This is a genomic window from Nocardia sp. A7, from assembly GCF_046549215.1.
Classification (GTDB): Bacteria; Actinomycetota; Actinomycetes; order Mycobacteriales; family Mycobacteriaceae; genus Nocardia.
In genome coordinates, this window is record NZ_JAJPWE010000002.1 from 793200 (window position 1) to 814645 (window position 21446).

The 21446-nt window shown below is 66.9% G+C and carries 18 protein-coding genes; 7 read left to right on the top strand and 11 right to left on the bottom strand.

Going from position 1 to position 21446, the window contains the following annotated elements; translation table 11 throughout:
* Positions 1 to 4: 4 nt before the first annotated feature.
* The gene (locus ACLJPD_RS15050; protein ID WP_410872721.1) at positions 5 to 1486 is read right to left on the bottom strand and encodes an SDR family oxidoreductase; all 1482 of its coding nucleotides are present in this window, start codon (positions 1484 to 1486) and stop codon (positions 5 to 7) included.
* A 232-nt stretch (positions 1487 to 1718) separates the two neighbouring features.
* Here ACLJPD_RS15050 and ACLJPD_RS15055 point away from each other — a divergent pair, with 232 nt between their 5' ends.
* On the top strand, positions 1719 to 2933 hold the full coding sequence (locus ACLJPD_RS15055; protein WP_410872722.1) for a hypothetical protein: 1215 nt from the start codon (positions 1719 to 1721) through the stop codon (positions 2931 to 2933).
* 31 nt (positions 2934 to 2964) lie between these two features.
* Here the strand turns inward: ACLJPD_RS15055 and ACLJPD_RS15060 are convergent, their stop codons facing one another.
* From ACLJPD_RS15060 to ACLJPD_RS15095, 8 genes are all read right to left on the bottom strand, one after another.
* Positions 2965 to 3867 (bottom strand): helix-turn-helix domain-containing protein, encoded by a 903-nt coding sequence (locus ACLJPD_RS15060; RefSeq protein ID WP_410872723.1) that lies wholly within the window; start codon positions 3865 to 3867, stop codon positions 2965 to 2967.
* 57 nt (positions 3868 to 3924) lie between these two features.
* Positions 3925 to 5358, bottom strand: a complete 1434-nt coding sequence (locus tag ACLJPD_RS15065) for a hypothetical protein (RefSeq protein WP_410872725.1) — start codon at positions 5356 to 5358, stop codon at positions 3925 to 3927.
* A 165-nt stretch (positions 5359 to 5523) separates the two neighbouring features.
* On the bottom strand, positions 5524 to 6750 hold the full coding sequence (locus ACLJPD_RS15070) for an allantoate amidohydrolase (RefSeq protein ID WP_410872727.1): 1227 nt from the start codon (positions 6748 to 6750) through the stop codon (positions 5524 to 5526).
* A complete protein-coding gene (locus ACLJPD_RS15075; RefSeq protein ID WP_410872729.1) occupies positions 6747 to 8060 on the bottom strand; it encodes an FMN-binding glutamate synthase family protein in 1314 nt (437 codons plus the stop codon). Before ACLJPD_RS15075 ends, ACLJPD_RS15070 begins: the two co-directional genes overlap by 4 nt.
* Before the next feature lie 28 nt (positions 8061 to 8088).
* Entirely contained in the window at positions 8089 to 8787 is a 699-nt protein-coding gene (locus ACLJPD_RS15080) for a protein glxC (RefSeq protein ID WP_410872731.1), read from the bottom strand.
* Positions 8772 to 9671: a class II glutamine amidotransferase gene (locus ACLJPD_RS15085; protein WP_410872733.1), complete on the bottom strand. Its 900-nt coding sequence runs from the start codon at positions 9669 to 9671 to the stop codon at positions 8772 to 8774. Before ACLJPD_RS15085 ends, ACLJPD_RS15080 begins: the two co-directional genes overlap by 16 nt.
* Positions 9672 to 9694: 23 nt before the next feature.
* Positions 9695 to 11056, bottom strand: a complete 1362-nt coding sequence (glnT, locus tag ACLJPD_RS15090) for a type III glutamate--ammonia ligase (protein ID WP_410872734.1) — start codon at positions 11054 to 11056, stop codon at positions 9695 to 9697.
* 42 nt (positions 11057 to 11098) lie between these two features.
* Entirely contained in the window at positions 11099 to 12289 is a 1191-nt protein-coding gene (locus tag ACLJPD_RS15095) for an NAD(P)/FAD-dependent oxidoreductase (protein ID WP_410872736.1), read from the bottom strand.
* 213 nt (positions 12290 to 12502) lie between these two features.
* Between ACLJPD_RS15095 and ACLJPD_RS15100 the strand changes: the two genes are divergently transcribed.
* From ACLJPD_RS15100 to ACLJPD_RS15125, 6 genes are all read left to right on the top strand, one after another.
* A complete protein-coding gene (locus tag ACLJPD_RS15100; RefSeq protein WP_410872738.1) occupies positions 12503 to 12889 on the top strand; it encodes an ethanolamine utilization protein in 387 nt (128 codons plus the stop codon).
* A gap of 14 nt (positions 12890 to 12903) precedes the next feature.
* On the top strand, positions 12904 to 13407 hold the full coding sequence (locus ACLJPD_RS15105) for a dimethylamine monooxygenase subunit DmmA family protein (RefSeq protein WP_410872739.1): 504 nt from the start codon (positions 12904 to 12906) through the stop codon (positions 13405 to 13407).
* Entirely contained in the window at positions 13404 to 14387 is a 984-nt protein-coding gene (locus tag ACLJPD_RS15110) for a PDR/VanB family oxidoreductase (RefSeq protein ID WP_410872741.1), read from the top strand. The genes ACLJPD_RS15105 and ACLJPD_RS15110 overlap by 4 nt, the downstream gene beginning before the upstream one ends.
* The gene (locus ACLJPD_RS15115; protein ID WP_410872743.1) at positions 14387 to 15397 is read left to right on the top strand and encodes a heme-dependent oxidative N-demethylase family protein; all 1011 of its coding nucleotides are present in this window, start codon (positions 14387 to 14389) and stop codon (positions 15395 to 15397) included. Before ACLJPD_RS15110 ends, ACLJPD_RS15115 begins: the two co-directional genes overlap by 1 nt.
* A 119-nt stretch (positions 15398 to 15516) precedes the next feature.
* Entirely contained in the window at positions 15517 to 16878 is a 1362-nt protein-coding gene (locus tag ACLJPD_RS15120) for an ammonium transporter (RefSeq protein WP_410872745.1), read from the top strand.
* Between the two features lie 102 nt (positions 16879 to 16980).
* On the top strand, positions 16981 to 17637 hold the full coding sequence (locus ACLJPD_RS15125) for a helix-turn-helix domain-containing protein (protein WP_410872747.1): 657 nt from the start codon (positions 16981 to 16983) through the stop codon (positions 17635 to 17637).
* A 46-nt stretch (positions 17638 to 17683) separates the two neighbouring features.
* Here ACLJPD_RS15125 and ACLJPD_RS15130 read toward each other — a convergent pair whose 3' ends face one another.
* On the bottom strand, positions 17684 to 19297 hold the full coding sequence (locus ACLJPD_RS15130) for a purine-cytosine permease family protein (protein ID WP_410872749.1): 1614 nt from the start codon (positions 19295 to 19297) through the stop codon (positions 17684 to 17686).
* Between the two features lie 107 nt (positions 19298 to 19404).
* Entirely contained in the window at positions 19405 to 21414 is a 2010-nt protein-coding gene (locus tag ACLJPD_RS15135) for a hydantoinase B/oxoprolinase family protein (protein ID WP_410872750.1), read from the bottom strand.
* Between the last annotated feature and the right edge of the window lie 32 nt (positions 21415 to 21446).

A 21446-nucleotide genomic window follows, 5' to 3' on the forward strand; every position in this document is an offset into this window, starting at 1 on the left:
ACCCTCAGCTCGGCGAAGCCGCGCCGTCGGCGGGGGTGCGTTCCGCGGTCCCGGTGATGTTGCGGACCATCCCGCCGAATACTGCGTTGTGGAACGGTGAGATCGCCTGCCAGTAGAGATGCCCGGCGAGTCCGTGCGGCTGGAAGATGGCTCGTTGCCGATAGCAGGAGCCCCCGTTCGGGTCGGGTTCGACGCTCAGTTCCAGCCAGGCCAGTCCCGGGACCCGCATTTCGGCGCGAAGCCGCAGCAGACGGGGCCGGTCGATCTGTTCTACGCGCCACCAGTCCAACGCTTCGCCCTGATGCAGATAGCGTGGGTTCTTGCGGCCCCGACGCAAACCGACACCGCCGGAGACTCGGTCGATCCAGCCGCGGAACGACCAGGCGAATGGGGACGAGTACCAGCCGTTCTCGCCGCCGATCGCTTCGATCACCGCCCAGAGGGTGTCGGGGTCGGCGCTGGTGTGGTGCTCGCGCAGGTCCTCGTAGAGGGAACCGCCGGACCAGTCCGGGTCGGTGGGCAGCGGATCCGACGGCGCGCCGAAGGTGCTGGCGTCGGACCAGCGGGTAGGGACCTCAGCGTTGCGAATTCGATTCAGCGCCAACTCCACCGCACGTTCGTAGCGCGTGAGCCCCTCGGCGGGATCGGGGATGTGTGCGGCGATGTCGTGCTCGCCGCACACGACTTCGTGGACGAGAGATTCGATGAGAGGTACGGCCAGCGCACGAGGCACCGGAGTCACCAGGTTGACCCATTGCGCCGACAGCCATGGCGTGAGAACCGGGACCGGCAGCACCACCCGGCGATTCAACCCGGCGACGACGGCGTACTTGCGCATCATGGTCAAGTAGGTGACGACGTCGGGCCCGCCGATGTCGAACGCGCGATTGACGTCAGCGGGCAACGACGCGGCATGCACCAGGTAGTACAGGACATCTCGGACGGCGATGGGCTGGATCCGGTTGTGCACCCACCGAGGGGTGATCATCGCGGGAAGGCGTTCGGACAGGTAGCGCAGCATCTCGAAACTGGCCGAGCCGGATCCGATGATCACCGCGGCGCGCAGTTCCGCCGTGGGGACGCCGGATGCCCGGAAGATCTCGCCCACCTCGGCGCGGGAGGCGAGGTGGCGCGACAGCGTCGCGTGTGGTGGGACGATGCCGCCGAGGTAGATGATGCGTCGCACGTCTGCCGCGTGCGCAGCGGCCGCGACGATCTCCGCCGCCTGCCGGTCGGTGTCGGAGAAGTCGCCACGGGTCAACGAGTGAACCAGGTAGTAGACGACCTCCTGGTCCGCGACGGCCGCGCGCACCTGCTCGTCGTCGGTGACATCGCCACGGACGATCTCGACTCGATCCCGCCAGGGGACCTCCGCCAGCTTCTCCGGCGTCCTGGCCACGACACGGACCTGATGACCGGCCTGGATCAGTTCGGGCACCAAACGTCCGCCGATATAGCCGGTTGCTCCGAAAACCACGCACCGCATGCTCATCACTCTTTTCCGATTGTGGACGTCGAGATCGGTGAGGTAGTGCGAAGGAAAGGCCGCGCTGGATACGTCGACAATATCCTGATAACGCGTTCGACCATCCGGCCTCGGGCCCGGTTTCGAGCAGAATCGCAGGTTGGATCGGGTTCGGTGGCCCGTCGTTGCGGCTCTCGCCGCCGCGGTGGGGATACGATGGTCGGACTCGACATGCAGCGAGAAAGCCGGACAGATGACGACTGTTTCTGGTGGCCGGGGGCGGCGGCTCGCCGTCGCATTGCTGGTGTTCGCCACGGGGATCTTCACGCTGACCGCTGTTGTCGCCGGGTTCCTGCGCGCAAAGGTCCTCGACACCGACCATTACGTCGACACCGTGTCCCCGCTGGCCTACGACCCGGCGATTCAGACGGCTGTCGCGGATGCGTTGACCAGGGCTGTGATGGCCCGTGTCGACGTCGAGCGGGCGGCATCGGAACTACTCGACACCGTCGGCGACGCCGAGAACCGCGGTCCGCTCGCCACGGCCGCGCTGCGGAGTGTGCCCGCGCTGCTGGAAGCCCAGTCCGAGCAGTTGGTCCGCGGCGTGGCGACCACCCTGGTGCACAGCGACGCCTTCCCTCGACTGTGGACCACGGCGAACCGGCTGGCGCATCGCGGGCTGGTGGCAACGGTCACCGGCATCGATGACGGCGTGGTCCGGGTGAACACCGACGGCGTGGTGTCGCTCTCGCTCGACCCACTGGTGGACGAGGTCGTCGAGCGGCTGGACCGCCGCGGTTTCGCCCTCGCCGACCGCGACATCGATGCGCGTACCGAATTCGTGCTCATCGATTCCGACGAGCTGGCGCAGGCGCAGCGGGCCGTGCGTCTGCTCGACCGGGCGGCGATCGTGCTGGCGGCCGCCGCGCTGGTCTGCGCGCTGAGCGCGATCCTGGTGGCGGGCAACGGTTTCCGTCGCCGGGCGATCATCGCCGTCGTGGTGAGTGTGGTGGTGTCGATGGTCGTGCTCGCGGTGGCACTGCTGATCGGGCGTGGCATATATCTCGATCATGTTCGGTCCCAGTCGATGTCACCGGAGGTAGCCCGGATCTTCTTCGACACTGTGGTCGGTCCGTTGCGGGTGAGTATGCGGGTGCTCGTGGTCGTGGCCGCGGTGGTAGGTCTCGGCGCTTTCCTCACCGGCCCATCAGCGCCGGCGTCCTGGGTGCGCGCGACGGCTGATCGGGTGGGGGATCGGCTCCGCCGAGGCCAGAGCGGTCCGGTATCGCGGTTCGTCGCGTCGAATCTGGGTTGGGTGCGCGCCACGGTGCTGATCGTCGCCGCGACGGTACTCGTGTTCTGGGACTACCCGACTGTGCGGGTCGCGGTGGTGATCGCGCTGGTCACCGGCGTCGTGCTGCTCGCGCTGGAGCTCGTCGCCAGGTCAGGACGTGGGGCGACGGGCTGACTTCGACGTCACCGGTTTTCGGTGTCGCTGCCTACATTTCGGCGGCGGCGATGTGTTCGACCCGACGGGCGGTGGCGAGCAGTTCGTCGATATAGCGTCGCCGCTGGGGGAGGGTGGCTTCGGTACACAGCGGGCCGATCTGGATTTCGAAGAGGGCCCGGCCGGCAGGAGCGAGGACGGGGGCGCTCAGATAACCGAGGGACAGCGCCGCCGGGGAGTTCAGTGCGTCTTCGGTGTGCGCGCTGCCGCTGACGTCGCCGAGCAGGCTCAGGACTCGCCCGCGCAGTTCATCGGTCGCGGGGCGTTCGGCGAGGTGGTCGACCACGTCGGACAGGACACGGAGCGCGTTGAGTGCGCCCGGGCGCAGGCTCCAGGCGCAGTAGCCCGCGGTGCGGATCGTCGCCAGGACATCACGGAACTCGGCGCGGCGGTCGGGGTCACCGCGATCGAGCCACCGGTTCTGCGCGGCGGCGGGGGCGTGGGCGACGAGGGTGGCGCCCGCGGGCGGGAGCAGTGGTATGCGGGTCCCGTTCTCGATGCCCGCCGGGATGAGGCCATGCCCGCCGACGACCGCCACGAAGGTGAGTTCGTCCCCGATCAACGCGGTGAGGGCGGCGCCACAGCCCGCGCGCGCTGCCAGCCGCTCGAGTTCCTCGCCGACCGCCGCGCTCTCGGCGAGAATCGCGGGTGCCAGTAGCCCGACCCGTGACAGGCCGGGGCCGAGCCGGTAGGCCAGATCGGGCTGTCGCCGGGTCCACCCGTGCCGGTCGAGGGTGGCCAGGATGGCTCCCACCGTCGACCGGCTCAGGTCGAGCGAGTGCGCGATCTCGGCCGCCGAGAGTGCGGTGCCCCGCGCCGCGAGCAGCTCCACGACGGCGATCACCCGGCTGGTCGGCGGTGAATCATCATGGGGGCGAGCCGAATCGGATCCCATTCCGCCTCCCTCCCGCATCGAACGCCGCCGGTTGGCTCCGATGATCGCACACGACACTCAGCGTGGTGCGATGCGGAACAGGCCGGTCATCGTGCCCTGGTAGAGAGTTCGGTCGGGTGAGATGGTCCCGACCATCTGGAGCGTGTTGTGGACGGCTGTCGCCCCGATCAGCTTCTCGGTGTCGATGCGCCCGGACGCGGCGTCGATCACGGTGTATCGGAAGTTGTCGGTCAGGCCGACGCTGCCGGTCGGGATCACGGTGTGCCGGGTCACGGTGTAGATCTTGCCGTCGGCCACCGACAGACGCGGGACCGCCGCGGACAGCGCCTTGTTGGTCCACACCACCCGGCAGCCGGAGCCGGTGACGTTGACTCGCACCATCCCGCCGGTGAACGCGGCGTTCGCCGGTTCGCTCGGACCCGCGCCGTCCGGCAGGGCCGGATACGGGTAGCCGTAGGTTCCCGCGACGAACAGACTGCTACCGGAGCCGATCGGGGAGTTCTCGGTGCCGTCGACGGTGGGTACCGAGCAGATCCGGTTGCCGGTCGCGGTGTCGAAGACCAGCAGGTTCTCCTTCGGCACCGCGTTGTCGGTGATCGCCAGGTATTCGGTGCCGTCGCCGGGTCCGAAGAAGGTGGGCGTGGCACCGGAACCCCAGGACAGTTGCCCGGGCTTGCGGGCCGGGCCGCGGTCGTAGGCCTGCCGCCACACCACCCGAGGATTGCCCGAGCCGTCCACGTCGACGAGGTACAGCGCGTGAGTCGTGGCGATCGCCACGCCCTGCGGCGCGGTGGAGATACTGTTGGCGACCTTTTCGCCGGGACCGAGCACGATCGCGCGGGCTACACCGGTCGACGGGTCGGAGAAGCCCACCGCCGCATTGTCGGTGGCGAACCAGACCCGGCCGTCGAAGTCGGGCATCACCGAACTGACCGCGTCACAGTCTCCGCCGCCACAGTGACCGGTCACGGCCTGGGCGATATCGGTCGCCGATTCGATGAAGACCGTCCAGTCGTCGCCGTTCTCGCGGTGGCCGATGCGCAGCAGCTTGCCGCTGCCGTCGACGGTGACCATGCGGTCGTTGCTGTCCAGATAGGCGTAGACGCCGCCGAGCAGGCTGCCCTTGGCCAGGTCGAGCGAGGCGAGCGGTCGACCACTGTTCGGGTCGAGCAGGAAGACCTTCGGGGCACGGTCGATGACCTTGGTGCACAGCGCCTGCGGCATGCCGTCGGAGCCTTGGAGGATGGTCGGGCACGCCGCGGCGAGCTCATGGAAATCGCTGTCGATGTGCCCGGTGCCGGGGCCGGCGAACGGTGTGGCGTCGGAGGATTCGGCATCGCCGTGCATGGTCGCCGTACCCAGCGGGCCCAGGTGTGGATTGGCCGGTGGCAGTGAACCGAAGTCCGCCGCGGCGGTGCCGGTGCTGACGGTCAGTAGTGCTGTCAGTCCGATCGCGGCGGTGACGGCGGCACGACCCATTCTCTCGGACACGGACGACTCCTAGATTCGTAGTGCCGGCGTGGTCACCCGATCCGAGAAACTTTCGCCGTGCGACGAATATTCGAACTCTGCAGTTCGACTATTCGGTAGAGGTTAGGAGGCGATCGGTGCGATGGCAAGGGTCGCAGCTTCTTTCGCGCTGCGGCGCGGATGTCGTCAGGTCGACACCCAGTCCGCCATGACATCGGCGAGCGCCAGCACCCCGGCGTGGCAGTCGTCCGCGTCAGCGTGCTCGACCGGGGAGTGTGAGACTCCGGTGGGGTTGCGGACGAAGAGCATGGCGGTCGGGACCTTGGCCGAGAGGATGCCCGCATCGTGTCCCGCCGCGGTGGGCAGCACCGGGATCTCGCCCAGGTGGCCGAGTGCCGACTGCAGACGGTGGCGGGTACCTGCTGGGAATTCGACGATGGGCGTGATCGATTCGGCCTCGGTGTGCAAGCCGATGCCGTCGGTGGCCGCGTGCCCGTGGATCTCGCGGGTGATGTGGTCGACGAGTTCGGTCAGCGTTGCTTCGTCGGCGGCGCGTGCGTCGAGCCAGGCTTTGATTTCGGACGGAATCGCGTTGGCGCCGTTGGGAAGTACCCGGACCTTGCCGAAGGTGGCGACCGCGTCGTGCAGTGCGGCGGCGGCGCGGGCGGTGTGGACCGACGAGGCGAAGGTGAGCATGGGATCGCGGCGGTCGACGAGTCGGGTGGCGCCCGCGTGATTGGCCTCGCCGGTGAAGGTGAACAGCCATCGGCCGTGCGGCCAGATCGACGACGCGACCGCGAGGGGTTGATCGACGAGGTCGAGTGCGCGCCCCTGCTCGACGTGCAATTCGACGTAGACGCCGACGCGTTCGGTCAGTGCCGGATCGGCGCCGAGGTGCGCGGGGTCGCGGCCCGCGCCGGTGAGCGCTTCGGCGAGGGTGATGCCATCGGCGTCGCGAAGCCGAAGCGCGCGTTCGGGTTTCAGTGCTCCGGAGGTCAGTTGTGAACCGATGCAGGCGACCCCGAAGCGGGCGCCTTCCTCGTCGGTGAACGCGGTGACCGCCACGGGTCTGGTCGGCGCGATGCCGCGTTCGCGCAGGACATCGACGGCGGCGAACGCCGAGACCACGCCCAGCGGTCCGTCGAAGGCGCCGCCGTCGGGCACGGAATCCAGATGCGACCCGGTGACGAAGGCGTCGCGGGGTTCGCCGGTCCAGCCGATCGGCATCCACCAGGCCCAGAGGTTGCCGTTGCGGTCTTCGTCGACGGTCATGCCGCGCCGATCAGCCTCGCCGGTGAACCATTCACGCAGCGTCATCTCCGCGTCGTTCCACGCGAAGCGTCGATAGCCACCGGTCGACGGTTCGCGGCCGACGTCGAGGATGGCCGCCCACATGGCGTCGAAACTCTTCATGACCGGCCGGGGATCCAGGTCGTTCCGGCGAGCGGCACGCGGGCCATCGCCGACGACTCGACCGTCAGCGCCACCAGATCCTCCGGTTCGAGGTTGCGCAGATGCGACTTGCCGCAGGCGCGGGCGAGGGTCTGCGCTTCCATGGTGAGCACGCGCAGATAGTTCGCGAGTCGGCGCCCGCCTTCGACGGGGTCGAGATTCGCGGCGAGTTCGGGGTCCTGGGTGGTGATGCCGGCGGGATCGCGACCGGCCTGGAAGTCGTCGTAGAAGCCGGCTTCGGAGCCGAGTTCGCGGTATCGCTCGGCGAAGCGAGGACTGTTGTCGCCCAGCGCGATCAGCGCCGCGGTACCGATCGCGACCGCGTCGGCACCCAGTGCCATCGCTTTGGCGACATCGGCGCCGCTGCGGATACCACCGGAGACGATCAGCTGTACCTTGCGATGCTGTCCCATCTCCTGCAGGGCCTGCACCGCCTGGGGGATGGCGGCGAGGGTGGGGATACCCACGTGTTCGATGAACACGTCCTGGGTCGCGGCGGTGCCGCCCTGCATGCCGTCGACGACCACCACGTCGGCGCCTGCCTTCACTGCCAGCTTGACGTCGTAGTAGGTCCGGGTCGCGCCGACTTTCACATAGATCGGCTTCTCCCAGTTGGTGATCTCGCGTAGTTCGATGATCTTGATGGCGAGGTCGTCGGGACCGGTCCAGTCGGGATGACGGCAGGCACTGCGCTGGTCGACGCCCTGGGGCAGGGTGCGCATGCCCGCGACGCGTTCGGTGATCTTCTGGCCGAGCAGCATGCCGCCGCCGCCGGGTTTGGCGCCCTGGCCGAGCACGATCTCGATGGCATCGGCCTTGCGCAGGTCATCGGGATTCATCCCGTATCGTGACGGAAGGTACTGGTATACGAGGTTTTTCGACTGACCCCGTTCTTCGGGGGTCATCCCACCGTCGCCGGTGGTGGTCGATGTGCCGACTTCGCTGGCGCCGCGACCGAGTGCTTCCTTGGCTTGCCCGGACAACGCTCCGAAGCTCATTCCGGCGATCGTGACCGGAATGTCGAGGTGCAGGGGAAATTTCGCGTTGCGATCGCCGAGCACCACGTCGGTGTCGCAGCGTTCGCGATAGCCCTCCAGGGGATACCGCGACATCGACGCGCCGAGGAACAGCAGGTCGTCGAAGTGCGGGAGTCGGCGTTTGGCGCCCCAGCCGCGGATGTCGTAGATGCCGGTCTCGGCGGCCCGCTGGATCTCGGCGATCACGGTGCGGTCGAAGGTCGCCGATTCGCGCAGCGTCGGGTTGAAGGTCATGGAAGTTGTCTCCTCGTTCGCCGCGGTGTCAGTACGCCGAGGCGTTGTCGACGTGGAAGTTGTAGAGCTGCCTGGCCGAGCCGTAGCGGGTGAAATCCGCTGGGTCGGCGTCGATTCCGGCCGCGTTCAGCAGTTCGGCCAGCTCGGCGAGGTGCTCGGCGGCCATCTCCTTCTTGATGCAGTCCGCACCCAGCGACGCGACGGTGCCCCGCACGTAGATCCGGGCCTCGTAGATCGAATCACCCAGTGCCTCACCGGCATCACCGCAGACGACGAGGCGACCGGCCTGACCCATGAAGGCACTCATGTGGCCGATATCGCCGCCGACGACGATATCGACGCCCTTCATCGAGATGCCGCAGCGCGCGGCGGCATTGCCCTCGATCACGAGCAGCCCCCCGTGCGCGGTGGCGCCTGCGGACTGTGAGGCGTCGCCGGTGACCCGAACCGTGCCCGACATCATGTTCTCGGCCACCCCGACACCCGCGTTGCCCGCGACGGTGACCGATGCCCGCTGGTTCATGCCCGCGCAGTAGTAGCCGACGTGACCGTCGATGATGACGTCGATGTCGCTGTCGAGTCCGCACGCCAGGGCATGCGCGCCGCGCGGTGCGGTGATCACCGAGCGGGCAGGGGCGTCGGCCGACTGCAATGCCTGATTGGTACTGCGCACAGTGGTCGTGCGCAGATCGAAGGTCGTGGCGGTGTCGGTCACTGACGGTGCCATACGTACACCTCTTCCGGTTCGGGCTCGAAGATTCGGGCGGAGTCCACGCCGGGCAGGTCCGCCAGGGCGCGGTATTCGGAGGCCATCGCCACCCAGCGGTCGGTCTCGGCGATCACGGCGGGCTTGCACGAGATCGCGTCGCGGACCACCGCGAAGGAGTCCTTGGTGGAGACCAGCAGCGTGTAGAAGCCGTCGAACGTCTCGTTCAGCATCAGCAGCGCCTTCTCGAGATCGACGCCGTCAGCCAGTTGCTCGGCGACGAAACGCGCACCGACCTCGGTGTCGTTCTCGCTGTCGAACACGATGCCTTCGCGTTCGAGGCTGTGCTTGATGCTCATGTGGTTGGAGAAGGAGCCGTTGTGCACCAGGCACTGGTCGGGGCCGACCGAGAACGGGTGTGAGCCCTCGGCGGTCACGGCCGACTCGGTGGCCATCCGGGTGTGGGCGACACCTTGCCACCCGGATGCGTTCGGAAGTCCGAAGCCGTGGGCGAGTTCGGTCGGGTTGCCCATTCCTTTGAGAACGGTCACCTCGGTGCCGAAGCCGATGATCCGGGCGGTCGGTGTCACGGCGCGGACGGCCTCGAGCAGCTGTTCGGTGCTGACGGGCGCGTGCACCACCGTGGTGGGGGCGAGGTCGAACGCGGTGACCGCTACACCGAGCCTGTCGGTGAGGGCGGACTCCAGAACGCTTGCCGTGAGCGGGTTTTCGAGTAGCGACAGGGTGGCGTGGCCCGCGGGCGACCAGGTCGGGTCGCCGTAGATGGACATGCCCGCCGAATCGGGTCCGCGGTCACACATCTGGTCGAGCATGCCGGTGAGCAGCATCCCCAGCTGGGGATACAGTGCCCGGTCACGTAGGTGCAAACCCACGATTCCACACATGTTGTGCTCCTCTTTCGTAATGGTCAGAAGGCGGTGAGGTACTGGTCGATCTCCCAGCGCGACACCGTGTTGTGCCAGGCGAAGAATTCCTCGCGCTTGAGCCGCGCGAAATATTCGGCGACGCCGGGCCCGGCGATATCGAGGGCGCCGGTGAGCACGGGATCTCGCTCGAGCGCGTCCATGGCGTGCAGCAGGGTCATCGGCAACATGTCGCTCTGGCGGTCGCCGCTGCCGGGTGCGCCGGGGTCAAGGGCCCGTTCGACGCCGTCGAGACCGGCGGCGACGGCCGCGGCAGCCGCGAGATAGGGGTTGGCCGAACCGTCGCCGCCGCGCAGCTCGACCCGGTTCGAGTCGGGGACACGGAGATAGTGCGTGCGGTCGTTGCCGCCGTAGGTCGCGAAGCGCGGCGACCACGTGGCACCGCTGCTGGTGGTGGTTGCTCCGGTGCGCTTGTAGGAGTTGACGGTCGGGGCGATGACGGCCTGCAGGGCGCAGGCATGGTCGAGCAGGCCGGCGATGAAACCGTATGCGGTGGGCGACAATCCGAGACCTCTGTCGTCGGTCGGATCGGGAAAGACCGCGCCGTCCTCGCGCCACAACGACAGGTGCATGTGCATGCCGGACCCGGTCCGGTCGGTGAACGGTTTGGGCATGAAAGTGGCTTGCATGCCGCGCTTCTCGGCGATCACCGACAGCAGATACCGTGCGGTGATGACGCGGTCGGCGGTGATCATGGCGTCGGCGTAGTCGAAGTTCTGCTCGAACTGGCCGTTCGCGTCCTCGTGGTCGTTGGCGTAGTTGCCCCACCCCAGCGCGTTCATCGCCGTGGAGATCTCGGTGAGGTGGTCATACATTCGGGTGACGTCGCGGGCGTCGTAGCAGGGCCTGCTGCTCAGATCGGACGCGTCGGCGGTGACGAGTTCACCGGAGGCACCTCGATTGACCAGGAAGTACTCGATCTCGGCACCGACATTGACGGTGAACCCGAGCGCGGCGGCCCGGCGCAGTGTTTCCCGGAGGATGACCCGCGGCGAGTACGGCCACGGCTTACCCGCCACGTGCGGGTCGCAGTGGACCAGCGCCAGACCGGGGCGAACGAACGGGATAGGGGTGAACGACGACGCGTCGGGCATCGCGACGAGATCGGGATCCCCGGGTTGTTGGCCCATACCGCCCGCGGCGTATCCGGCGAAGCCGACACCGTCGTTCTCGAGTTGCCCGACTGCCTGTGCGGGAACGAGTTTGGCGCACGGTTTGCCCGACAGGGTGACGAACAGCGCGAGGATGAACGTGGTTCCGGTGCTGTGCACCAGTTCGGTCAGGGTCGGTCGCGGATCGATGTCCGGGGTCGTCGCGGCGAATGCTTCGGCGGTGTCGATGGCCATGTCAGGCTCCTACTCGGAATGATCGAAAGGTGATGGGCCGGTTCACCGCATCTCACCCGCGCCCTCGTAGGGGTGCGGGCTGAGCAACAAGTCGTTCTCGGCGAATCGGCTGTACCGGAAGTCGCGGGGATCGACATCGCGCAGCGTCGTGGTTCCGGTGGTGATCAGGTCGGCGACCAGTTCGCCGACCGCGGGGGAGATCTTGAATCCGTGGCCGGAGAAGCCGGTCGCGAGGAACAGCCCGGCCACCGGGGCGGGGCCGATGATCGGGTTGTAATCGGGAGTGACGTCATAGGCGCCCACGTAGGAACTGGTGATGCGCGGGTCGGGCATGTCGGGAAGACGCTTGTCGAGCTTGACGATGGTCTTCTCGATGGTGGCGGCGTCGGCGCGGTTGGCGAAGTTGTCGGGGTCGATGTACTCCGGTACCTCGTGGTCCGAATTGCCGACCAGCAGTTCGCCGTTGGGTTCGCGGCAGATGTATTGCAAACCCGCAAGGTCCGACAGCACCGGTACCTCGGGCGTCGGTTCACCTTGGTCGACCAGAACGAGCTGGGCGCGTTGAGCTCTGACATCGAGGTCGACCCCGACACCGGCGGCCAGCGCGGGTGTCCACGGGCCCGCGGCCAGGATCACCGTCTCGGCGTGGATCTGGGTGCCATCGGCGAGTCGCACGCCGTAGACATCGCCGGCGTCGTCGGCGAGAAGGCCGGTGACCTTGGTGGATTGGCGGATCTGGACACCGAGTGTGCGCGCCGCGGCGGCGAAGGCCATGCCTGTCATATAAGCCTCGCCGCGGCCACCGAGAGGTTCGTAGGCGAAGGCGGCGAAGTCGTCCAGCCGCAGACCCGGCCACAGCTCGGCCATCGAATCATGGCTGATGAAGTCGACGTCGATCCCGAGGCCTCGCATCATCGCGACATTGGCCCGTAGCGGCGCGAGATTGTTCTCGGCGACCCCGACCACGTAGCCGCACTGCCGAAAGGCCATGTCGTCGCCGAAGAGTTCGGTGGCCCGGGTGAAGATGTCGACGCCGTACCACGCCATCGCCGCGAGTGACGGGTTTCCGTAGTGGCAGCGGACCACGCCGCTGGACTTGCCGGTCATGCCCGAGCAGAGGGTGTCGCGCTCGAGCACGAGAACATCGGTCTCGCCGCGGTGGGCGAGCGACCAGGCGATAGCGAGGCCTTCCAGGCCGCCGCCCACGATGACGTACTTGGCTGTGCGCTTCACGATGCTCCGTCGCTGTTTCATGCTGTGATCTGTTGTTGTATGTAATGAAACAGTTCAAGCGTTTCCGCCGTGTTACGTGCCGGTCAATCACAGGTGTCGAGGTCGCTGGACTGGAGATTTAACACCGAGGCAATGCGGGTAGTGGTTTCCTGTCGATGGTTGATGTTTCACCACAGCGGCTATACGTGTCGCTTCGTAGAGTCAGGAGTACGCATGACCACCACCGATTCCGCCGCAACCGTCGCCCCGTTCCGGGTGACCACCGAGTTCTGGAAGAACCTGCCGCAGATGCCGACGGCGGAATACCCGGGCACACAGGGCTACATCGACGACGTCTACGCCAACCCGAACGGTTCGGAGATGTCGGCCGGCTACTTCGAGTTGCGCAGCACCGACGCGCCGCTGGACTACCACTACGAATACGACGAGATGAAGGTCGTGCTCGAAGGGGAGTTCCGGCTGGAGAACCTCGACACCGGGCAGGTGGAGACGGCCGGTCCGAAGGACGCGATCTTCTTCCCGAAGGGATCGCGTATCCGATTCACCACTCCCGACCGGGCGCTCGCCTACTTTGTCGGGCACCGCTCGTTCGCGCCGTAACGATGGCGGTGTCGATGTCGACCACCAGCGTGCCGCGGTGGTCGGCGGTATCGGTGGGCAATCTCGAATTCGATTCCCACGCACGGCATCACCTCGTGGTAGTCGCCGATTCGGGGGCTGCCGCTCATGTCGCCGACCACAGCTCGGTGCTCCCGCCCGCGAGCACGGTGATCGGTGCGGGCGAGATCGACGCGGGGCTCGAATCGGCGCGCACGGGCTGGCGGTTCCTGCTCGTCGGAGCCGCCGCGGCGGTCGCCCGGATCCACGCCCGCGTCCTGGCCGCCGGGGCGATCGACGACGAGATCACCATCGTCGTTCTCGACGGTGACGATGGGTTCTGCGCCGGAACGCGCGAGGTGTTCTGCGTGCACTGCCGCACCACGACGGCCACGGGCGCGAGGATCGCCGACACCCTGATCTGCGGTGGATGCGGCGTCGAAGTGGTGGTCTACCACCACTTCTCCCGGCGCCACCATGCCTACCTCGGATACCGGCCCGACGCGGAGGAGTTGCCGTGAAGTCAGAGACCGTAGTCGCGAGTCCGGCCGTGGTGGCCGGGCCGAACGAGTTGCTGCTCAGGGTCACCGGTGCGCGGTTGTTGTGCGAAGGAATCCGGGAAGTGACGCTGGCGGCGGTCGACGGGACGGCGCTGCCGTCGTTCGCCCCCGGCAGTCATTTGGCCATCACCTGGGCTGTCGGCGAACGGAACTCGTATTCGCTGACCGGTCCGATGGTCGAACCTCGGCACTATTCGATCTCGGTGCGGCGCGACGATGCCGGGCGTGGGGGATCGGCGTGGGTGCACGCGATGGACATCGATGATGTCGTGGTCGCGTCACGCCCGCGCAGCGCCTTCGCGCCGGTGGCGACGGCCCGCCACCACGTGTTGGTGGCGGGCGGGATCGGTGTCACGCCGATCGTGTCGCATGTGCGAGCGGCGGTTCACTGGCGGCGCTCGTTCGAGGTGATCTATGTGCACCGGCCGGGCGCCGACGCGCACGTCGACGACCTTCACGCATTGGCAGGCGATCGGTTGACCGTTCTGCGCAGCGGATCAGAACTGTTGGCGCACACGCGCTCTCGACTATCGGATGCTCCCCTCGGGTCGCATCTGTACACGTGTGGCCCGCAAGGTCTGATCGAGGCGGTGACCTCGGCGGCGGTCGCCGCGGGTTGGCCGCCGCGGCGCGTCCATTCGGAACCCTTCGCCTCCGCTGCCCCCGCCACGGGTGCGCCGTTCGCCGCGCGACTCGGGCGCAGCGGTGCGTTGGTTCCGGTCGGCGCTTCGACCTCTCTTCTCGAAGCGCTGCTCGCTCGTGGCATCGCTGTCCCCAACCTGTGCCGACAGGGGGTCTGTGGCGAGTGCAAACTCACCGTCCGCGGCGGCGCGATCGACCACCGAGACGCCTACCTCACCGAGGACGAACGTGCCGCGGGCGAGGTGATGATGCCGTGCGTGTCCCGAGCCGCCGGTGACCGAGTGGAACTGGAACTGTGATGACTACTGCTGACACCTTCACCCGCGCCGACATCGAGAACTACCCGTTTCCGCTGTCGCGCGATCAATACCGATACAGCACCAATGTCGAACCGGCCGGTCGGCCCGTGTCCACGGCCGCCGGCGGGTGGGGTGATCGCCGTGTGCAGATCGACCGCCATTACCGACACGAACTCGACGAACGTGCCCGCATCCTCGCCCGTGACCCCTCCCGGGCGCAATGCCTCCCGCATATGGCCCCCGCCGCATGGGACGCGATGCTGACACTGATGCGCGACCTGGCCACCGACTATCCGGAGTCGATGCATCTCGATCGAGATCTTATAAACGACAACACTTTTCGATGGCGCAACGACCTGCTCGACATCGACGACACCTTCACTTTCGGCGACGCGAGCACCTTGCCGACCGGTCCGCTGGACTACATCTGCGGGCAGATCCAAGAAGACGTCGTGTTGCTCGATCAGCGCGAAGGTCAGCTCTGGGGTGACGCGGGCGTGGTCACCTTCGCTGCCGACTGGTCGTTCGGATTCGACATCGGGATGAGCTTTCTGCAGATCCACGGGCCGGTACCGCGGGTGCACAGCGAGAAGATCATCACCCGCGCACACGATTTCCTGCTGCGCCTGGAACCGGGCCAGAGCTACCGGCGCACCAACTGGACGCTGACGGTCGACGGCAAGCTCGATACCGCCACCGAGACCTACCCGGAGTGGGGCCGTGACCGGCGCACCCTCGCCGACGGTCCACTCGAAGACGTGGGGCAGCGCCTGTTCCTGAGAACTGAAGTGCAGCACCTGATCCGGTTGCCGCACTCGGGCGCGGTGATGTTCCTGATCCGCACCTACCTGTTGCCGTTGGCCGCCGTCGCCACGGTGGATTCCTGGGCCGACCGGCTGTACCGCGTGCTCGAGGATCTGCCCCTCGATATGGCCGAATACAAGGGATTGGCGCGAACTCGCGGTCCGGCACTGCGCTGGCTCAGCACGTTCGGCGGAGTGACGCCATGAAGCACTTAACAAGGATGTCACCGTAAGTCCAACTATTGAAATCACACCGTGGTCCACTACTGGTGGACAGCGATTCTCTATGGCAGACCTTTGCCGAATAACCCTCTGAGGTAGACACAATGGAAGAAGCAATAGCCGCGGCGAATACCGCTTGGCTGCTCGCCGCCTTCGCCGCGGTGAGCTTGATGGTGCCCGGTCTCGCCATGTTCTACGGCGGCATGGTGAGCGCGAAGAATACTCTGAACATGGCGATGATGACGTTCGGCGCTTTCGCCGTCGTCGGCATCCTGTGGGTGCTGTTCGGCTATTCGGCCGTGCTCGGCAATTCGCTCGGCGGGGTTGGCCTACTCGGCGATCCGCTGGAAGCACTCGGCCTCGCGTCGATGCTGACGGCACCCGCCGTACCCGCGCTCCCACCCGCGCTGGTCGCCGGATTCCAGCTGCTGTTCGCCGCCATCACCGTCGCGCTGATCTCCGGTGCCGTCGCCGACCGGATGAAGTTCGGGGCCTGGATGGTCTTCGCGGGTGTCTGGGCCTCCCTGGTCTATTTCCCTGTCGCACACTGGGTTTTCGCGTTCGACTCCGCGGACGGCACGATCACCGGCGGCTGGATCGCCAACAAGCTCGCCGCGATCGACTTCGCCGGCGGCACCGCGGTCCATATCAACGCCGGTGTCGCGGCGCTGGCGCTGGTGCTCGTACTCGGCAAGCGTCGGACGTTCCCGGCTCCGCCTCGCCCGCACAGCCTTCCGCTGACCATGCTCGGCGCGGGCATCCTGCTGTTCGGCTGGTTCGGCTTCAACGGTGGGTCCGCGCTCTCGGCGGGCAACAGCGCCTCGGTCGTCGTGCTGAACACCCTGGCCGCCGCCTGTGCGGGCATCTGCGCGTGGCTGCTGGTCGAAAAGGTGCGTGAGGGTCATGCCACCTCGTTGGGTGCCAGCTCCGGCCTGATCGCCGCACTGGTCGGTATCACCCCGGCGTGCGGTGCCGTGTCGCCGATGGGCGCGCTGCTGGTCGGCGCGGCAGCGGGTGCGCTGTGCTGCCTCGCCGTCTCGATCAAGTTCCGCCTCGGTTACGACGACTCGCTCGACGTGGTCGGAATCCACATGGTCGGTGGCATTCTCGGCACGCTGCTCGTCGGCTTCATCGCCGACCCGAAGGCGCCCAACGGGGTCACCGGCCTGCTCTACGGTGGCGGAGTGGACCTGCTCTGGCGCCAGACCGTGGCGGTCGCGGCGGTCGTCGCCTACAGCTTCATCGTCACCTGGCTGATCGCCAAGGCGCTCGACAAGACGATGGGTCTGCGCGTGCATCACGAGAAGGAAGCCGAAGGCCTCGACGTCGCGGTGCACGGCGAATCGGCCTACACGATGGAGACGATCACCCTGGTATCCGCGCCGGTCGAGGAAACCGAGGCGGTCGAAGCCGCCGAGGCGATCACCACCGACGCGGCGGAGGAGGCTCCCGTCGGCGGGCGCTGACACTCGACCACGAAACCGCCCCCTTCCGGCTGACCGCCGGGAGGGGGCTTCGGCGCGTGCGCGTTTCCTCAGAGGAAACCTTGGTCAGTTATGATCGACACTATGACAGCCCGACCGACCGTGCGCGACACCGGCGACCCCGCACCCGTTCAGCGTGAGGTCACCGGAGCCGCACCGACCGGCAACGATCTCGAGGAGGCGATCGCTCGACAGGTGCGATCGCTGCGCAAGGCCGCCGGACTGTCGGTGGGCGACATGGCCGACAAGGTCGGCATCTCCAAGGCGATGCTGTCGAAGATCGAGAACGCCCAGACCTCGTGCAGCCTGTCGACTCTCGCGCGCCTGGCCGGCGGCCTCGACGTTCCGGTCACCTCGCTGTTCCGCGGCGCGGACACCGAACGGGACGCCGTGTACGTCGAGTCCGGTCACGGCGCGGTGATCGTCGGCCGCGGCACCAGGGTCGGTCACCACTACGAACTGCTCGGCGCGCTACGCGGCCAGCACAAGCGACTCGAGCCGGTTCTCGTCACCCTCACCAATGCCAGCGAGGTGTTTCCCCGCTTTCAGCACGCGGGCACCGAACTGCTGTACATGCTCGAAGGCGTGATGGTCTACGGCCACGGGGACGCCGAATACACCTTGCGCCCCGGCGATTCGCTTTTACTCGACGGCGAGGGCATCCACGGTCCCAACGACCTCGTCCGGCTGCCGATCAAGTTCCTCGCGGTCACCGCCTATCCCGACAACCACGAGTCATGACAGTGCCCCCGCCGCGGTGCGCGACGGGGGCACGATGGCCGGCTGCCTACTTCGGTGCTGCGGCTTCGGCGTCCGATGCTCGCAGGAAGCTCGGTGTGTTCGAGGCACAGGCCAAGCAGATGGCTTGGTGGTTCGCGGAAGGGTCGCGGTCCATCTCGTAGGCGATGAAGGAGTCGTCGCATCGATGGCATCGAACGCGGGTTTCCCACGGGTCGTCGACCTCGTCGCGTGGGTCGTGCGGGCGGTCGAGGACGAACCAACCGGGCTTGGCGATGCGCAGCGCCACGGCGTAGATGGCGGCGGCGAGGACACAGCTCACCGGAGGCGCCCAGACCGTCCCCGCGGCGCCGCCGAAGGCGACGAGTGCGATGCCGACCGCCGAGGAGATCGACCAGGCGGTCACGCCCGCCGGGTTGATCGCGGGCACCCGGCCGGGCCGGAACTCAGCAGCGCCGAGTGCGGATCCACTGCGCGAGGAGACGGCGATGTGGGTCATGGCGATCGCCACCCAACTGACGATGATCACGCCCTGGTAGCTGAGTGCCTGCAGAATCCAGGTCAGCACATTGGTGAGCATCATGACGTAGACGACCACCGCGACCACGCCGAGCCAGAACACCCGGGGGAGAGTGATTCTCAGTGCTCGCGCGAAGAAGTTCTGCAGGTTCGTCGAGGCCAGGTAGAAGTTGCCGGTGTTGACGCGGGTCTGGCTGATGAGTACCCACAGCAGTCCCCAGAAGCCCATCATCGCGATGATCCCGAGAATCGCGGACTCCTCGTTCAGCGGGCCCTCGATGTCGATGGTGTGCGCAAGGAACATGCCGACGACGGCATTGACGAACAGCGTCATCACGTAGAACGGGGTACCGAAGGTGATCCGGCCGTTGAAGACCGCATCGGCCGGCTTGCCGAAACGGGCGAAGTCCCATGCCATCATGGTGACGACCCAGACACCCATGTAGACGGTGTAGGCGAACCACCAGCCGGGCACGCCGGAGTCGGCGGCCGTGGCGGGCTCGTAGGTCAGCCAGTCGTTGGTGTAGCCGTACTCCGTGATGGTCCATGCCACCGAGCCCACCAGTCCGACCAGGTACAGCGGCAGGAGCCAGCCGTTGATCTTGTCCAACCAGGTCGTCACCCCGCGCATGGCCAGCGGCGCCTGATACAGGACAACGATCAAGGCGCACACCGCGATCGGCACCGCGGGCAGATACGCGTGCAGCGCGGCCGCGACGATCGCGCCTTCGGCGACCACGTAGTAGGTGATGGTGATGCCGAACAGCGCCGCCGCGAAAGCTGAACCGGCCCTACCGAACAGGGCGCGGGAGAACAGCGAAACGCTGGTTCCGGTCTTGGCGGCGTAGCGCGAGGCGACCGAGTTGATCGCCCCGTAGCTCACGGCCGACGCGGCGATGCCGATCAGGGTGTCGATCGTGCCGACGGCCAGGGTGACGGTGCTCCCGACGACCACCCAGAACATCGCGCTCATCAGACCGAACCAGGCCATCGAGATCGACAGTCTGCCGCTGCGCCACGACAGCGGGACGATGTGCAGCGAATAGTCCTCGGCGGCAGCGTGTTCGAGGACTTTGGGGTCGTCGGTGGTGGAGGTGACGAGTGGGGGTATGTCGCTGGCGCGCAGCGGCGGCGATAGGGACATCAGATCTTCCTTCGATTCGAGCGGGGTGCTGGCGCCGTTGCCATCCAGGGGAGTCGAGAGGTGGGTGTCGCGGGTGCCACCGTGTGGTGGCATCCGCGACAGCGAGGTCAGACCGCGGCGGGTTCGGCGGTCAGCGTGCCCTTGACGTAGGGGATGGCGGGGTCGTCGGTCCAGTGCACGATGGTGCGGCGATGCAGCATCGCCCGGAACTGGTCGGTGGTCTTGGGCAGGACCTCGCCGCTGCCCCAGTCGAGGATCACGCCGTACTGGCGGACGCAGTCCATTTCGTTGATCAGTCCGGTCTGGTACTCCGTGGACACTTCGGCGGGGTCCTTGTCCATCCAGGCGTGCCGATTGGCGCGGATGTAGTCGCGCGCGGCGGCGGTCGCCACGAGATCGACCTCGTATTCGAAGACTTCGGGGTCTACCTCGCGGATGACGACGCCGTAGTCCTTCTCGGCCCGTTCGATCGTCACGTACCCGTCGATGACGTCTTCGAGCACCGCGTCGATGTCGCGCTGCAACGCGTCGCCGAGCCCGCCACCGCCCGCGGAGGGGCGGGTGAACTCGTCACCGGACTTGATCGGCAGGGCGGCGAAGATCGACCCGAGATACTGCTGCTGTTCGGTGCCCTTGTTGAGCCACACCCCGTGCGGGATCGACGGCAGCCCGCCCCACAGCCCCCAGGTCACCGACCGTTCCCGGTCGCAGCAGTACGACATCACCGTGTTGTTGCTCGCCCACAGCTTGCCGCCCTTCTCCGCGCCGAGGCCGCCGCGGAACTTGCCCGGCCCACCGGAATCGGGCACCAGATCGTGGCGGGAGGTGAGCACCGGTGCCAGGCGTTCCTGGCCTTCGAAGGGCTGGGTGCCGTATTGGACACCGAAGACCGCGGCGGAGGCGTTGTAGCCGTCGGCACCGTTGCGGGCGCCCCAGCCGCCCATCATCCAGTCGTACCACATGAAATTGGGGTTGCCGGATTCACGCCCGTCGCGCCCGCCGACCAGCAGATACTCCAGATTGAAGGTGCACGCCATCGCCCGGTCGGGCTGGATGTCGGACCAGATCTCGAACACCGAGCTCATGATCTTCTCGAACGGTCCCGAACAGAAGCCGGCGCAGGGTGAGGGCCAGTCGGCGTTGACCACCGAACCCAGTGGGCCGAGATCGGCGGTAACCACGCGGTAGAAGCCGGAGTTGAGCGGGATATCCGGGAACTGCATTTTCGTGCCCGCGACGATGCCTGCGAAGGACCCGCCGAAACCGGCGTTGAGCATCGATGAGATCGACGCGTGCGATTCGCTCAGGTCGTAGTGCACCGAGTCGCCGGAGATGGTCATCTTCATGGTCACCGGGATCAGGCCCTCGCCCAGCGCCGGGTCCTGGTCGATGTAGTCCTCGGTGTACCAGACGCCGTCGGGCAGCGCCGAGATCTTCGCGCGGGTCAGCTCTTCGACGTAGTCCTGGACCTCGGCCATCGCGGTTTTGATCGTCTCCACGCCGTACTTGTCGCAGAGGCGCTGGATTTCGCGTTCGGCGACCCTGGTCGCTTCGGCCTGGGCCTGCATGTCGCCGATGATGTCGCGCGGGTTGCGGGTGTTCTTGGCGATCAGATAGGCGACGTCCTCGAGGAACTCGTCCTTGCTCCAGAGCCGGGTGGGCGGGATACGCAGACCCTCACCCATGTGGTCGAGCGCCTTGACGTTGAACGAGCCCGGTGTCGCGCCGCCCACATCGGCCCAGTGTCCGTTGGCCTGGGCATAGCCGAGCAGCTCGCCGTGGTAGTAGATCGGCCGGATGATGCGGGTGTCGTTGAAGTGGCTGCCGCCTTCGTAGACATCGTTGATGATGAAAACGTCGCCGGGATGGATATCGCCCTCGAATTGTCGGATGACGGCCTTGGCGGTGTAATGCAGCGTGCCGACGTGGGCGGCGATGTCGCCGGTGCCCTGCATCACCGTATTGCCCTCGGTATCGCACAGGGCCGAGGAGAAGTCGCGCGAATAGATGACGAAGGAATAGCAGGTCCGCAGGATCTGCTCGGCCATCTGATCGACGGTATTGATGAAGGCGTTCTTGAGAACCTCGAAGGTCACCGGATCAAGTGATGTAGGCATGGTTTCACCTCAATGAATTCGATAGGGAGATA

What these genes read in the sequence shown, in the direction of transcription:
- ACLJPD_RS15050 (WP_410872721.1), bottom strand. Translation starts at nt 1,486, where the DNA reads ATGCGGTGCGTGGTTTTCGGAGCAACCGGCTATATCGGCGGACGTTTG.
- ACLJPD_RS15055 (WP_410872722.1), top strand. Translation starts at nt 1,719, where the DNA reads ATGACGACTGTTTCTGGTGGCCGGGGGCGGCGGCTCGCCGTCGCATTG.
- ACLJPD_RS15060 (WP_410872723.1), bottom strand. Translation starts at nt 3,867, where the DNA reads ATGGGATCCGATTCGGCTCGCCCCCATGATGATTCACCGCCGACCAGC.
- ACLJPD_RS15070 (WP_410872727.1), bottom strand. Translation starts at nt 6,750, where the DNA reads ATGAAGAGTTTCGACGCCATGTGGGCGGCCATCCTCGACGTCGGCCGC.
- ACLJPD_RS15075 (WP_410872729.1), bottom strand. Translation starts at nt 8,060, where the DNA reads ATGACCTTCAACCCGACGCTGCGCGAATCGGCGACCTTCGACCGCACC.
- ACLJPD_RS15080 (WP_410872731.1), bottom strand. Translation starts at nt 8,787, where the DNA reads ATGGCACCGTCAGTGACCGACACCGCCACGACCTTCGATCTGCGCACG.
- ACLJPD_RS15085 (WP_410872733.1), bottom strand. Translation starts at nt 9,671, where the DNA reads ATGTGTGGAATCGTGGGTTTGCACCTACGTGACCGGGCACTGTATCCC.
- glnT (WP_410872734.1), bottom strand. Translation starts at nt 11,056, where the DNA reads ATGGCCATCGACACCGCCGAAGCATTCGCCGCGACGACCCCGGACATC.
- ACLJPD_RS15100 (WP_410872738.1), top strand. Translation starts at nt 12,503, where the DNA reads ATGACCACCACCGATTCCGCCGCAACCGTCGCCCCGTTCCGGGTGACC.
- ACLJPD_RS15105 (WP_410872739.1), top strand. Translation starts at nt 12,904, where the DNA reads ATGTCGACCACCAGCGTGCCGCGGTGGTCGGCGGTATCGGTGGGCAAT.
- ACLJPD_RS15115 (WP_410872743.1), top strand. Translation starts at nt 14,387, where the DNA reads ATGACTACTGCTGACACCTTCACCCGCGCCGACATCGAGAACTACCCG.
- ACLJPD_RS15120 (WP_410872745.1), top strand. Translation starts at nt 15,517, where the DNA reads ATGGAAGAAGCAATAGCCGCGGCGAATACCGCTTGGCTGCTCGCCGCC.
- ACLJPD_RS15125 (WP_410872747.1), top strand. Translation starts at nt 16,981, where the DNA reads ATGACAGCCCGACCGACCGTGCGCGACACCGGCGACCCCGCACCCGTT.
- ACLJPD_RS15130 (WP_410872749.1), bottom strand. Translation starts at nt 19,297, where the DNA reads ATGTCCCTATCGCCGCCGCTGCGCGCCAGCGACATACCCCCACTCGTC.
- ACLJPD_RS15135 (WP_410872750.1), bottom strand. Translation starts at nt 21,414, where the DNA reads ATGCCTACATCACTTGATCCGGTGACCTTCGAGGTTCTCAAGAACGCC.